The following is a 12,250-nucleotide window of genomic DNA, read 5'->3' on the forward strand; positions in this document are numbered from 1 at the left end:
GGCTACGCTATGCGGTCGGCCCCGCCGGCCAAAGACTGCAGGCATGACCGGTTTACGCGTTGGCACGCTGGACTTGATCGTCGCGGGCCGACCGGCCGCCGACACATTCACCCGGGCCAACTATCTCAGCGCCGCGGCGATAGGCGTCGACTCGTTCTGGGTGCCTGACCATCTCAACTCCATTTTTCCGCGCGCTTTGTGGCAGCCGAAGTACTGCGGCGCCGCGCGGATTCAGCCGTCGGTTGACGCGTCGATGGAACCGTGGACGATGCTCGGAAACATCGCCGCGCGCAATCGGATCGGTCGACTCCCACTGGGTATCGGCGTCACCGACGCGGGCCGTCGCAATCCGGCGGTGACGGCGCAGGCCGCCGCGACCGTGAACCTGCTCAACCGCGGACGGTTCATCCTCGGCATCGGTCCCGGCGAACGCGAAGGCAACGAGCCGTATGGCGTCGACTGGTCCAAGCCGGTCGGCCGGTTCGAGGAGGCGATGGCCACGATCCGGGCGTTGTGGGACCCGACGAGTTCTACGCCCGGCACGGTGCGCAGCATCCGCTCGGCGTCGGGTTCGGCGGAGGCCAGGACCTGTTGCCGCAGACGCTCGACGAAGAGACCGTGCTGTCGCACATCAAGGGCGTCACACCGGAGTTCCTGCGGTCCATGATGCTGACCGGAACGCCCGACGAAGTCGTCGAACAAGCGGCGGCATGGCGGGATTGCGGTGTGCGGTATTTCGTCGGAATCAACACGAGCTTCCTGCAACAGAGTTTGCGCAACGGGATCGGTTCCGCCGTGCCGTTCTTGCGAATCCTGCGACGGCTGAAGCGGCTCTGAGCCGCGGCTGTCCTAATCTGTGGGGACCATGGCCTAGACGCCACCGCAACCCTCGCCAACACTGGGAGACATGCGATCGGTGGTGGTCCTCGGCTATCCGGGCGTCCAGGCTCTCGACCTGGTCGGCCCGTTCGAGGTGTTCACCGGCGCCACCACCTACCTGGCGGGCCGGGGGCGCGCTGATGAGGGCTACGCCGTCAGCGTGGTCTCCCGCGGCGGCGAACCGGCGAGCACGCTCACCGGACTCGCGCTGCTAACCGAACCGCTGCCGGACCCGCGGACACCGATCGACACCCTGGTGCTGCCCGGCGGCATCGGCGTCGACGACGCGCGCCGCGACGCGGACACCGTCGGGTGGATACAGATCGCCGCCGAGAACACCCGCCGCGTCGTCAGCGTGTGCACCGGCGCGTTCCTGTGCGCGCAGGCCGGCCTGATCGACGGGTGCACCGCGACCACCCACTGGGCGTTCGCCGACCGCATGTCACGCGAATTCCCTTCTGTGACTGTTGATCCCGAACCCATCTTCGTTCGCAGCTCCGAGAAGGTGTGGACCGCCGCGGGAGTCACTGCGGGTATCGATCTGGCGCTGTCGCTGGTGGAAGACGACTACGGCACCGACGTCGCGCAGACCGTGGCCCGCTGGCTGGTGCTGTACCTGCGCAGGCCAGGCGGTCAGACGCAGTTCGCGGCGCCGGTGTGGATGCCCCGCGCCAGGCGCGCGCCGATCCGCGAGGTCCAGGAGGCCATCGAGTCCGAACCCGGTGGTGCGCACAGCATTCCGGAGCTGGCCCGGCGCGCCGCGATGAGCCCACGGCACTTCACCCGGCTGTTCACCGAGGAGGTCGGCGAGGCGCCGGGCACCTACGTCGAACGGATCCGCACCGAAGCCGCCCGCCGCCAACTCGAGGAGACAGACGACACCGTCATGGTGATCGCCGCGCGCTGCGGATTCGGCTCAGCGGAGACACTGCGTCGCAGTTTCGTGCGCCGCCTTGGGATTTCACCGGACCAATACCGCAAGACGTTCGCCTAATCAAAGGAGATGGCAATGACGCAGATCGCAATCGTGGTGTATCCGGGCTTCACCGCGCTCGACTTCATTGGCCCCTACGAGGTGCTACGCAGCCTGCCCGATGCGGAGGTTCGGTTCGTGTGGCACGAACCGGGGCCGATCGCCGCGGACTCGGGTGCGCTGCTGATCGGCGCCACGCACTCGTTCGACGAGACGCCGTCGCCGGACGTCCTGCTGGTGCCGGGCGGCATGACGACGTTCGAACATGCCCGCGACGAGAAGCTGCTCGACTGGGTGCGGCAGGTGCACCAGACGACCACCTGGACCACGTCGGTGTGCTCCGGGTCGGTCATTCTGGCCGCCGCCGGGCTGCTGCAGGGACATCGCGCGACGTCGCATTGGATGGCGCTGCCCATGCTGAAGCCGTTCGGTGTCGAGGCCGTCGGCGATCAGCGGATCGTGCACGAGGGCAAGATCGCGACCGCCGCCGGGGTGTCGGCGGGCATCGACCTCGGGCTGTGGCTGGCCGGGCAGATCGCCGGTGCGGCCAAGGCGAAGGCCATCCAGCTCACCATCGAATACGACCCGCAGCCTCCGTTCGACTCCGGTCATATGTCGAAGGCGTCGGCGGCCACCAAGGCGTCGGCGACCGCGCAATTGACCAAGGAGACCGCCAAGCAGCACCAGTTGAGCCAGCCGGCCCGGCTGCTGTGGGACGCCGCGATACAGCGGGCGCGCGGCCAGCGCCGCAGCCGCGTCAAGGTGTGACCAGGTCGGCGTGTGCGTCGGTGAACGCCTGTGCGCCGCGCACCAGCGCCGACCTGTCGTCCTCGGTCATGCGTCGGCTGACTTCGTCGAACGCCGCGACGCGCAACGCGATCAGCTCGTCCAGTACGGCGCGACCCGCATCGGTCAACTCGAGCACGGTGGCGCGGCGGTTGGTCGGCGAGACGCTGCGGGTGATGTAGCCGGACTCCGCGAGCCGATCGCTGAGCCGGCTCGCCGTCGATGGCAGCAGATCGAGATCGACGCCGAGTTCGGTGACCAGGCATGGCCCGATCCGGTCCAGTGACTGCAGGGCGCGCAGCGGCGCCAGCCCGATCCGCTTCTCCATCCGCGCGAGCACCGAGACGTTGAGTTCCAGCAGCCCACGTGTGGCCCGCTCGAGTTCGTCGGCGAATCCGTCAGATCGCATACTCGGGCAGTTCGATGTCGTCGCGCAGTGCGCGGTTCAAGGCCAGATCGCCGACGATGGGAAGGTTCATCGCCTGTAGTCCTACGTTGCGCAGCCAGATCCCGGGCCACGTCCGCGCCGCGAAGAACGACACAAATGACGAGGCCCGGTTCTGCTTGTCTTCGATGAACGGTTGCAGACGGGTTTCGTATGCCTTGAACGCCTGACCGAAATCGCCACCGGCGCGCTGCAATTCGCCGGCCAACACGTAGGCCTCGACCATGGCCAGCCCGGTGCCCTCGCCTGCGAGCAGGGACACGCACGCGGCCGCGTCGCCGACCAGCGCCACTCGATCGGTGCACCACCGGTCGAGGCGCACCTGGCTGACCGAGTCGAAGTACAACTCGTCCACCCCGTCGAGCGCCTCGATGATCTGCGGGCACTCCCAGCCGGCGTCGGCGAACTCGCAGCGTAGCCGCGCGCGACCCGCCTCGATGCCCACGGGGACGTCGGGCTGCTCAGCACGAAAGATGAAGAGGAACAACGTGCGATCGTCGCGCAGCGCGAACCGTCCGAGCGACTTGCCCGGCACGTTATAGGTGACATAGACGACTTCTTCGCGTGGCCGATATCCGTCGACCACGCATGCGGCGACCTGACAACCCAGATAGCGCAGGTGCGTCGCATCCGGTCCGAAGGTCAGCGAACGCACCCTGGAGTGCAGGCCGTCCGCGCCGACGACGAGGTCGAAATCGCGAGGGGCCGCGCTCGCGAACGTCACGCCGACCCCGTCATCCCGTTCGTCGATTCCGGTGATCGTGTCGGAATAGATTGTCTCGACGTCGTTTTCGACGACGTGATAGATGGTCGCCGCGAGGTCACCGCGCGCAACACTGGTGTACTTGCCCTCCGTCGCTCGGCGAATCCCCGCAACCCGAAGCTCGGCCCTGGTCCGGCCGTCTGCGCCGACGACCCGCAGTTTCTGAATCTGGTAGCCCTTTTCGTGTAGCTGGGCCGCGATGCCCATCTTCTCTGCGATGCGATAGCCCAGTCCCCAGAAGTCGATGACGTAGCCGCCGGTGCGGAAGGTCGGTGCGGACTCGATCAAGGTGACGTGGTGGCCGGCGCGGCGCATCCAGTACGCGAACGCCGGTCCGGCGACGCCAGCGCCGCTGATGGCGATTCTCATGATTCGGACGCTACTCTGAGTTCGTGCGTATTGCACGATGTGCAGAATCGATGATTTGGGTCGGGGTGCTGGCGATCGCCCTGTGCGGCTGCAGCAGCGCGACCGCTGGTCAGGCGTCAGCCTCGTCGGACGCCCCGACCCGAGCCGCCACGGCCCTGGCGTCGCCGATGACCGACCAGACGCAGCCGACGGCGTGGACCGTGGTGCGTGGGCTGTCGCGCGCCGGCTTGGCCGCCACCAACCCGCTGGACACGACGGCTGGCGAATGCCCGGCGGCCGGTTGTCTGCAGTCGGTCGTGACCGATCAGCTCCGGGTGAAATCCTTTGCGACGCCTGTGCAGGCGACGCGCTACGCCACCGCCCGCGGGCTGCAGCACGCCGGAACGATCGCGGTGGCATTCGCCCCGCCGCTGTCACACACACAGCGCGAGCGCTACTGGGCCGCGATCGAGCGGCTGGCCGCGATTTGAGTGCGGAAATGCGCGCTCACCGCTCTCAGATGCACACAAATCGCCGTGAAGTAGCGTCGTCGGGGTGAACCTGGCCTACGACGACCGCGGTAGAGGCGACCCGGTGCTGTTCATCGCGGGGCGCGGCGGCGCGGGACGCACCTGGCACCTGCATCAGGTGCCGGAGTTCCTGCGGGCGGGTTATCGCTGCGTCACCTTCGACAACCGCGGTATCGGCGCGACGGAGAACGCCGAGGGTTTCACCACCGAGACCATGGTCGGCGACACCGCCGCGCTGATCGAGAAACTCGACCTCGCGCCGGTGCACATCGTGGCGGTGTCGATGGGCGCCTACATCGCGCAGGAACTGATGGTGGCCCGCCCCGAGCTGGTCCGCTCGGCGGTGCTGATGGCCACCCGCGGCCGGCACGACCGCACCCGCGACTTCTTCCGCACCGCCGAGCTGGACCTGGTGCGCTCCGGCGTGTCGCTGCCGCCGTCCTACGACGCGAAAGTGCGCCTGCTGGAGAACTTTTCACCCAAGACGCTGAACGACGACGCCGCCGTGCGCGACTGGATCGACATGTTCACCATGTGGCCGACCAAGCCGACGCCGGGCGTGATGACCCAGGTGTCGATCGCGCCGGAGGGCAACCGGCTCGCCGCGTACCGGAGCATCAAGACGCCGGTGCTCGTCATCGGCTTCGCGGACGACGTGGTGCTGCCCGCGCATCTCGGCAAAGAGGTCGCCGACGCCATCCCCAACGGCCGTTACCTGGAGATACCGCACACCGGCCACCTCGGATTCATCGAACGGCCGCAGGTCGTCAACGCCGCGGCCCTGAAATTCATCGCCGATAGTCTGTAGTGGTGAACCCATCGACTGCGCAGGCCCGCGTGGTCGTCGACGAATTGATTCGCGGCGGCGTCCGGGACGTGGTGCTGTGCCCGGGTTCGCGGAACGCGCCGCTGGCCTTCGCGCTGCACGACGCCGACCGGGCAGGTCGCATCCGCCTGCACGTCCGCATCGACGAGCGCACCGCTGGCTATCTGGCGATCGGGCTTGCGGTGGCCGAACGCGCCCCGGTGTGCGTGGCGATGACGTCGGGCACCGCGGTCGCCAACCTCGGGCCCGCGGTGGTGGAGGCCAATTACGCCCGTGTCCCGCTGATCGTGCTGAGCGCCAACCGGCCCTACGAACTGCTCGGCACCGGCGCCAACCAAACCTTCGAGCAGATGGGCTACTTCGGCACCCAGGTGCGCGCCAACATCAGCCTCGGCCTCGCCGAAGAAGGCCCCGAGCGGGTCGACGCGCTCAACGCGCAATGGCGCTCCGCGACATGCCGAGTCCTGGTGGCCGCCACCGGATCTCGCACCGCCAACGCGGGCCCGGTGCAATTCGACATCCCGCTGCGCGAGCCGCTGGTGCCCGACGCCGACGACCCGGCCGAGCGCTACGCGCCCGAGGGCAGGCCCGACGGCAGGCCGTGGACCTACACCCCGCCGGTCACGTTCGATCAGCCGCTCGACATCGACCTGACCCCGGACACCGTCGTGATCGCGGGGCACGGCGCTGGCGCGCATCCGAACCTCGCCATGCTGCCAACGGTCGCCGAGCCGACCGCGCCGCCCGCGCAGAATCCGCTGCATCCGTTCGCGCTGCGACTGGTCCGCCCGCAGCAGGTGATCATGCTGGGCCGCCCGACGCTGCACCGGCCGGTGTCGACGCTGCTGGCCGATCCGTCGGTGCCGGTGTATGCGCTGACCACCGGGCCGCGCTGGCCGGACGTGTCGGGGAACTCGCAGGCCACCGGCACGCGGGCGGTGACCACCGGCGAGCCGAATCCGGCCTGGTTGCACCGCTGCGCCGAAGTCAACCGGCATGCGGTCGAGGCGGTGCGCAGCCAACTCGCGGCGCACCCGCTGACCACCGGACTGCACGTCGCCGCCGCCGTCGCCGACGCGGTGCGGCCCGGCGACCAGTTGGTGCTGGGCGCCTCCAACCCGGTGCGCGACGCCGCGCTGGTCGGCCTCGACCCGCAGGGCATCAAGGTGCGGTCCAACCGCGGCGTCGCGGGTATCGATGGCACGGTGTCGACGGCGATCGGCGCGGCGCTCGCGCATGACGGCAGGACCATCGCGTTGATCGGTGACCTGACGTTCGTGCATGACAGTTCCGGGCTGTTGATCGGGCCGACGGAGCCGACGCCGCGCAACCTGACCATCGTGGTGTCCAACGACAACGGCGGCGGCATCTTCGAACTGCTCGAGCAGGGCGACCCGCGGTTCTCCGACGTGTCGTCGCGGATCTTCGGCACCCCGCACGACGTCGACGTCGGCGCGCTGTGCCGGGCCTACCACGTCGAGAGCAGGCAGATCGAGGTCGACCAGTTGATCGGCGCGCTCGGTGAGCGGTTCGAGGGGATGCGCGTGCTGGAGGTGAAGGCCGACCGGTCGTCGCTGCGGGCGTTGCACGCATCGATCAAGGCTGCCCTGTGAGGCATCTGAATGCGTTGCGGCGCTTCCTGATTCCCCGGCTGACCAAGGATCCCGGCGAAACTCTGTCCCAACGCGTGTTCCGCCGGATCCGGATCGGGATCATCGTCGTCGCATGTCTGGTGACGCTGCAGTCGGTGCTGCTGGTGCTGGGCGCGTGGCGCAACGACCGGCAGATCGAGCGCCACATGGGTGTGGCCGAAGCCAACGTGCTCAACGCCGGACCGCGGCGGTCCACCATCGAGTTCGTCACCCCGGACCGCGTCACCTACCGTCCCGAACTGGGCGTGTTGTACCCGTCGGAACTGGAGAACGGGATGCGGATCTACGTGGAGTACGACACCAACAACCCCGATCTGGTTCGGGTGCAAGACCGTAACGCGTCGCTGGCCATCATCCCGGCAGGCTCGATCGCGGTGGTCGGCTGGCTGATCGCGGGCGCCCTGCTGGCCGGCGTCACGCTGGTCGAGAAGCGAATGACCAGAACACCTGCCGCCGTTCAGGATTGAACGAGCTTGTTCAGCCAGTCGTTGTCGTAGATGTCGAGCTTCTCGCCCTTGTCCAGGTCGTAGACGGTGGGGGTACCCATCTCGGTCGAGTCGATTTCGTAGAGGAACTCGAAGTTGGCGTCGTCCATGTCCTTGATGTTGACCGCTGACCCGCCGCCCTTGATGTTCTGCGCGACGGCGTCGGGCATGCCCGCCTTCTTGGCGTACTCCGCGAGTTCGTCCCCGGTGGGTGGCGTGCCGCCGGGACGCTGGTTGGCCCAGACGTTTTCGACGAAGCGCTGGAACTCGGTGCCGGTCGCCGTCACCGCGGGTGAGCCGGCCTTGTCGGCGGCCAGAAACAGCGCGTTGCTGACCTGACCCGAATAGCCGTCGGTCTTGTCGTCCATGAAGATCATCGGCCGGTAGGTCACCTCGAGTTCGCCGACAGCGATGTAGTAGGCGAGTTCGTCGCCGAAATCGTGCTGCAGATCCGCGCAGTGGTTGCACTGCGGTTCGGTGTAGATCTCGATCTTCTTGGGCGCGTTGGCGAATCCGGCGACGACTCCGAAGCCGTCCTTGCTGACCGACAGCGGCGGCTTGTCCGGATCGGGTGCCGCGGTGCCCGCGACCTGCTTGGTGCAACCGACGGCGGTGATTGTCAACGCCGTCGCGATCAGCGCCAAGACCCGGGATATCCGCATGTCAACCGCCCTTCTTTGTGCGCACGATACTCGGCACGAGGTTTTTGCGTGTCGTATGCCCCCAGGCAACCTTTGCGACAGCCGTCGATGCGACATTCGTGGCGTGCGCGTTGCAATCGTCGCAGAATCGTTCCTTCCGAATGTCAACGGCGTTTCGAATTCGGTGCTCCGGGTGATCGAGCATCTGCGCCGCACCGGGCACGAGGCCCTGATCATCGCCCCGGACAACCCGCGCGGTGAACCCGCTGCCGACAAGGTGTACGACGGCATCCGTGTGCACCGGGTGCCGTCGCGGATGTTCCCGAAGATCACCTCGCTGCCGCTAGGCGTGCCGCGACCGCGGCTGGTGAACGTGTTACGCGGTTTCGACCCCGACGTGGTGCATCTGGCGTCGCCGGCACTGCTCGGCTACGGCGGCCTGCACGCGGCGCGTCTCCTCGGGGTGCCGACCGTCGCCGTATTCCAAACCGACATCGCGGGTTTCGCGCAGAGCTACGGCATCGGCTTCGCAGCCCGCACCGCCTGGGCGTGGACGCGGCACCTGCACAGCCGCGCCGACCGCACCCTGGCGCCGTCGACCGCCGCGATGGAAGACCTGACAGCACACCGCATTCCGCGGGTGCACAAGTGGGCCCGCGGGGTCGACATCACCGGCTTCGCTCCGTCGACGCGTGACGACGTCCTGCGGCGCCGCTGGTCGCCGCAGGGTAGCCCGATCGTCGGTTTCGTCGGGCGACTCGCACCGGAGAAGCATGTCGAACGGCTGGCGCCGCTGGCCGGACGCGACGATCTTCAGCTCGTAATCGTCGGCGACGGGGTCGACCGCGGAAAACTCGAAAAGGCGCTTCCGTCAGCGATTTTCACCGGTGCACTGTACGGGACCGAGCTCGCGACGGCCTACGCCAGCATGGATGTCTTCGTCCACCCCGGCGAGCACGAGACGTTCTGCCAAGCAGTCCAGGAGGCGATGGCGTCGGGTCTGCCCGTCGTCGCCCCGAACGCAGGCGGGCCGCGCGACCTGGTCGCGCCGTACCGCACCGGATTGCTGTTGAACGTCGACGAGTTCGAAGCCAGGCTGGCCGACTCTGTCGACCATCTGATCGCCGAACGCCAACGCTATTCGCTGGCCGCTCGCCGCAGCGTGCTCGGCCGCACGTGGCCCGCGATCTGCGAGGAGTTGCTCGGCCACTACGAGGACGTCATCGGCATGCGCCGCGCCAAAGCCGCGTGAGTCTCGCGCTGGAAACTCAGCCCTGCGCCTCGACCGCGACCAGCTGCCACTCTTCCCAAGTCTTGAGCCGGTTCTCGTAGTCGGCCTTGGCCAGTGACAGCGGCAGCTCACCGAAGAACACGCGCAGCGGCGGCTCTGCAGCATCGACGATCTTGAGCACCGCGCGCGCCGACGCCTGCGGATCGCCCGGCTTGGACGTGCGCTGGCTGCGCGCCCGCTCGGCTGCCTCGTGCACCTCTTTGTAATCGGGCAGCGGCGCGGAGCGCTTGGCCGACGACCCCGCCCAGTCCGTCGCGAACCCGCCCGGTTCGATCAGCGTCACGTGGATTCCGAACGGCGCGACCTCCTGCGCCAGGCTCTGCGAGAAACCCTCCAGCGCCCACTTCGACGCGTGGTAGATGCCGACGTTCTGAAACGCGGTGATGCCGCCGATCGACGACACCTGCAGGATGTGGCCGCTGCGTTGCGCACGCAGGTACGGCAGCGCGGCCTGCGTCACCCACAGCGCGCCGAACACGTTGGTCTCGATCTGCGCCCGCGCCTCGGCCTCGGTCAGTTCCTCGATGAAGCCGAAGTGGCCGTAGCCGGCGTTGTTGACGACGATGTCCAACCGGCCGAAGTGGTCGTGAGCCTGTTTGACCGCGGCGAAGTCCGCGTCGCGGTCGGTGACGTCGAGTTGCAGAGGCAGCAGCGCGTCGCCGTACTTCTCGACCAGGTCGGCCAGCGTCGCGGTGTCGCGCGCGGTGGCGGCGACCTTGTCGCCCCGCTCCAGCGCCGCGATCGCCCACTCCCTGCCGAACCCGCGTGATGTCCCGGTGATGAACCAAACCTTGTTACTCATGGTGGTGGTAATGCCCGCTGTGGCCCGCCTCATTCCCGAATTCGCGAATCAGAAGGCTGTGAGTTCGCTGAGGCCACGCCTCAGTCAGGCCGGTTGTAGATGACACGCGTGCGAAAGACGATGTCCTGCAATGATCTTCGATTCCGGTCAACGGCGACCCAGAGCAGGCCCACCGGAAACAGCACGTACGCGACCGCCCGAAGCAACGCGACCGCCGGTGCGACACGTCCTGAGCGGCGGCCGGTGACGCGCAGACCCATCGTCACCGCGCCGGCCGTGCATCCTGACACCACCCAACAGGAGGTCAGGTAGAGGACGGCAACCGCGAACGTGATCAGGGTGGAGAACACGGCATTGAGCGAAGGCAAGCTGAACGCGGCGGGTGAGAACACCAATCGGGTCAGCACCAAGCCCGCGTACAGCGCGCCCATGATCAGCAGAACGACGACCAAGTCGATCACGGCGGCGATACCCCGGCTCACGATTCCGGCAGCGCGCGCTTGCCCGGCGGCAGGCGTCGGTTGGGTCACTGCGGCGCTCGGGTCCGCCCAAGGACGCGATCGACGATCCCGGCGACCACGTCGTCGGCGCGTTCACCCTGAGTGCGGACGTCGGTCATCACCTCGGCGGTCACCGAGTTCGTCGACTCGCGGATGATCGCCGGGAGATCGACGCCGTCGATCACCTTGTTGGCCAAGTCGATCAGGTCCATCCGGTCCACGATCGCGTCGATATCGAATTCGGCGGCAATCGCGTTGATGTCGACGTGTTCGCGGACCAGCGTGGTGAGATCCAGCTCGGCCAGGATCTGCTCGACCATGTTCACCGCGACGGTGGTGACGAGAGTTCTGACCGGGTCGACGGCGTGCGTGAGCACCTGTTCGCCCTGAGCGGTAAGGGCGGCCACCCCTTTTCTGACCGCCGGTCCGACCACCGGCAATCTGGTTATCACGCCGTAGGTCGCCGCGGCCCCGCCGACGGCCAGCGTCGCCGCGCCCGCGGCGGCAGACACCACCGGGTTCTTCGGCACGTCGACGTCATCGGTCACCTCGGCATCGTAATTGCGTATTGCCACGGACGAGGCGGTCTGAGCAACCAGGTAGCGTCGCGTGCGTGAACCGCGCGACGCTGGACAAAGACCCGCATGAAGTGGCGTCGATGTTCGACGCCGTCGCGCGCCGCTACGACCTGACCAACACGGTGCTGTCGCTCGGGCAGGACCGGTTCTGGCGACGGGCCACCCGCTCGGCGCTGCGCATCGGGCCTGGCGACAAGGTGCTGGACCTGGCGGCGGGCACGGCGGTGTCGACGGTCGAACTGGCGGCTTCCGGCGCCTGGTGTGTGGCCGCGGACTTCTCGGTCGGCATGTTGGCAGCCGGTGCGCAGCGTGACGTGCCCAAGGTCGGGGCCGACGCGACGCGGCTACCGTTCGCCGACGGCGTGTTCGATGCGGTGACCATCAGCTTCGGGCTGCGCAACGTCGTCGACCACGCGGCGGGGCTGCGCGAGATGGCCCGCGTGACACGGCCCGGCGGCCGGCTGGTGGTGTGCGAGTTCTCGACGCCGACGAACGGCGCGTTCGCCACCGCCTACAAGGAGTACCTGATGCAGGCGTTGCCGCGGATCGCCCGCGCGGTGTCGTCGAATCCGGACGCCTACGTCTATCTCGCCGAATCGATTCGGGCGTGGCCCGATCAAGCGGAACTGGCGCGCCGCATCGCCGGCGCAGGCTGGTCAGCCGTGCGGTGGCGCAACCTCACCGGCGGCATCGTCGCGCTGCACGCCGCCGTCAAGCCCTAGCGGCGGCGCTGAGTCGCCGGTAGTTTCGG

General features: G+C 68.0%; 14 protein-coding genes and 1 pseudogene. 9 read left to right on the top strand and 6 right to left on the bottom strand.

Annotated features, from left to right (window positions below; all coding sequences use genetic code 11):
• Nucleotides 1-43 precede the first annotated feature (43 nt).
• The 3 genes and pseudogenes from C1A30_RS08130 to C1A30_RS08140 all read left to right on the top strand — a co-directional run bounded on the left by C1A30_RS08130 (nt 44) and on the right by C1A30_RS08140 (nt 2,620).
• Nucleotides 44-837 (top strand): annotated as a pseudogene (locus C1A30_RS08130) (LLM class flavin-dependent oxidoreductase).
• Nucleotides 838-907: 70 nt separating this feature from the next.
• The gene (locus C1A30_RS08135; protein ID WP_101947783.1) at nt 908-1,873 is read left to right on the top strand and encodes a GlxA family transcriptional regulator; all 966 of its coding nucleotides are present in this window, start codon (nt 908-910) and stop codon (nt 1,871-1,873) included.
• Between the two features lie 15 nt (nt 1,874-1,888).
• Nucleotides 1,889-2,620: a DJ-1/PfpI family protein gene (locus C1A30_RS08140; protein ID WP_101947784.1), complete on the top strand. Its 732-nt coding sequence runs from the start codon at nt 1,889-1,891 to the stop codon at nt 2,618-2,620.
• On the opposite strand, the gene C1A30_RS08145 is transcribed toward C1A30_RS08140, so the two are convergent.
• Complete coding sequence (locus C1A30_RS08145) at nt 2,610-3,047, bottom strand: MarR family winged helix-turn-helix transcriptional regulator (RefSeq protein WP_101947785.1); 438 nt, start codon at nt 3,045-3,047, stop codon at nt 2,610-2,612. The genes C1A30_RS08140 and C1A30_RS08145 overlap by 11 nt on opposite strands.
• Nucleotides 3,037-4,215 carry an FAD-binding domain gene (locus C1A30_RS08150; protein WP_101947786.1) on the bottom strand — a complete coding sequence of 393 codons (1,179 nt, stop codon included), beginning with the start codon at nt 4,213-4,215 and terminating at the stop codon, nt 3,037-3,039. The genes C1A30_RS08145 and C1A30_RS08150 overlap by 11 nt, the downstream gene beginning before the upstream one ends.
• A 50-nt stretch (nt 4,216-4,265) precedes the next feature.
• Here C1A30_RS08150 and C1A30_RS08155 point away from each other — a divergent pair, with 50 nt between their 5' ends.
• The 4 genes from C1A30_RS08155 (at nt 4,266) to C1A30_RS08170 (ending at nt 7,669) form a co-directional block, all read left to right on the top strand.
• Nucleotides 4,266-4,685: a hypothetical protein gene (locus C1A30_RS08155; RefSeq protein ID WP_142392565.1), complete on the top strand. Its 420-nt coding sequence runs from the start codon at nt 4,266-4,268 to the stop codon at nt 4,683-4,685.
• 64 nt (nt 4,686-4,749) lie between these two features.
• Nucleotides 4,750-5,532 (top strand): alpha/beta fold hydrolase, encoded by a 783-nt coding sequence (locus tag C1A30_RS08160; RefSeq protein WP_101947788.1) that lies wholly within the window; start codon nt 4,750-4,752, stop codon nt 5,530-5,532.
• A gap of 2 nt (nt 5,533-5,534) precedes the next feature.
• Complete coding sequence (menD, locus tag C1A30_RS08165; protein WP_101950052.1) at nt 5,535-7,163, top strand: 2-succinyl-5-enolpyruvyl-6-hydroxy-3-cyclohexene-1-carboxylic-acid synthase; 1,629 nt, start codon at nt 5,535-5,537, stop codon at nt 7,161-7,163.
• Nucleotides 7,160-7,669: a DUF3592 domain-containing protein gene (locus tag C1A30_RS08170; RefSeq protein WP_101947789.1), complete on the top strand. Its 510-nt coding sequence runs from the start codon at nt 7,160-7,162 to the stop codon at nt 7,667-7,669. The genes menD and C1A30_RS08170 overlap by 4 nt, the downstream gene beginning before the upstream one ends.
• On the opposite strand, the gene C1A30_RS08175 is transcribed toward C1A30_RS08170, so the two are convergent.
• Entirely contained in the window at nt 7,660-8,349 is a 690-nt protein-coding gene (locus C1A30_RS08175) for a thioredoxin domain-containing protein (protein WP_101947790.1), read from the bottom strand. The genes C1A30_RS08170 and C1A30_RS08175 overlap by 10 nt on opposite strands.
• Nucleotides 8,350-8,452: 103 nt before the next feature.
• Between C1A30_RS08175 and C1A30_RS08180 the strand changes: the two genes are divergently transcribed.
• Complete coding sequence (locus C1A30_RS08180; RefSeq protein WP_101947791.1) at nt 8,453-9,580, top strand: glycosyltransferase family 1 protein; 1,128 nt, start codon at nt 8,453-8,455, stop codon at nt 9,578-9,580.
• A gap of 16 nt (nt 9,581-9,596) precedes the next feature.
• Here the strand turns inward: C1A30_RS08180 and C1A30_RS08185 are convergent, their stop codons facing one another.
• The 3 genes from C1A30_RS08185 to C1A30_RS08195 form a co-directional block, all read right to left on the bottom strand.
• Nucleotides 9,597-10,421, bottom strand: coding sequence for an SDR family oxidoreductase (locus C1A30_RS08185; protein WP_101947792.1), 825 nt, complete (start codon nt 10,419-10,421; stop codon nt 9,597-9,599).
• Nucleotides 10,422-10,501: 80 nt separating this feature from the next.
• Nucleotides 10,502-10,951, bottom strand: coding sequence for an RDD family protein (locus tag C1A30_RS08190; protein ID WP_101947793.1), 450 nt, complete (start codon nt 10,949-10,951; stop codon nt 10,502-10,504).
• The gene (locus tag C1A30_RS08195) at nt 10,948-11,469 is read right to left on the bottom strand and encodes a hypothetical protein (RefSeq protein WP_235009736.1); all 522 of its coding nucleotides are present in this window, start codon (nt 11,467-11,469) and stop codon (nt 10,948-10,950) included. Before C1A30_RS08195 ends, C1A30_RS08190 begins: the two co-directional genes overlap by 4 nt.
• A gap of 65 nt (nt 11,470-11,534) precedes the next feature.
• On the opposite strand from C1A30_RS08195, the gene C1A30_RS08200 reads away from it, so the two are divergent.
• Nucleotides 11,535-12,221, top strand: a complete 687-nt coding sequence (locus C1A30_RS08200; RefSeq protein WP_101947794.1) for a demethylmenaquinone methyltransferase — start codon at nt 11,535-11,537, stop codon at nt 12,219-12,221.
• Nucleotides 12,222-12,250 lie beyond the last annotated feature (29 nt).

The organism is Mycobacterium sp. 3519A, from assembly GCF_900240945.1.
Taxonomy (GTDB): Bacteria; Actinomycetota; Actinomycetes; order Mycobacteriales; family Mycobacteriaceae; genus Mycobacterium.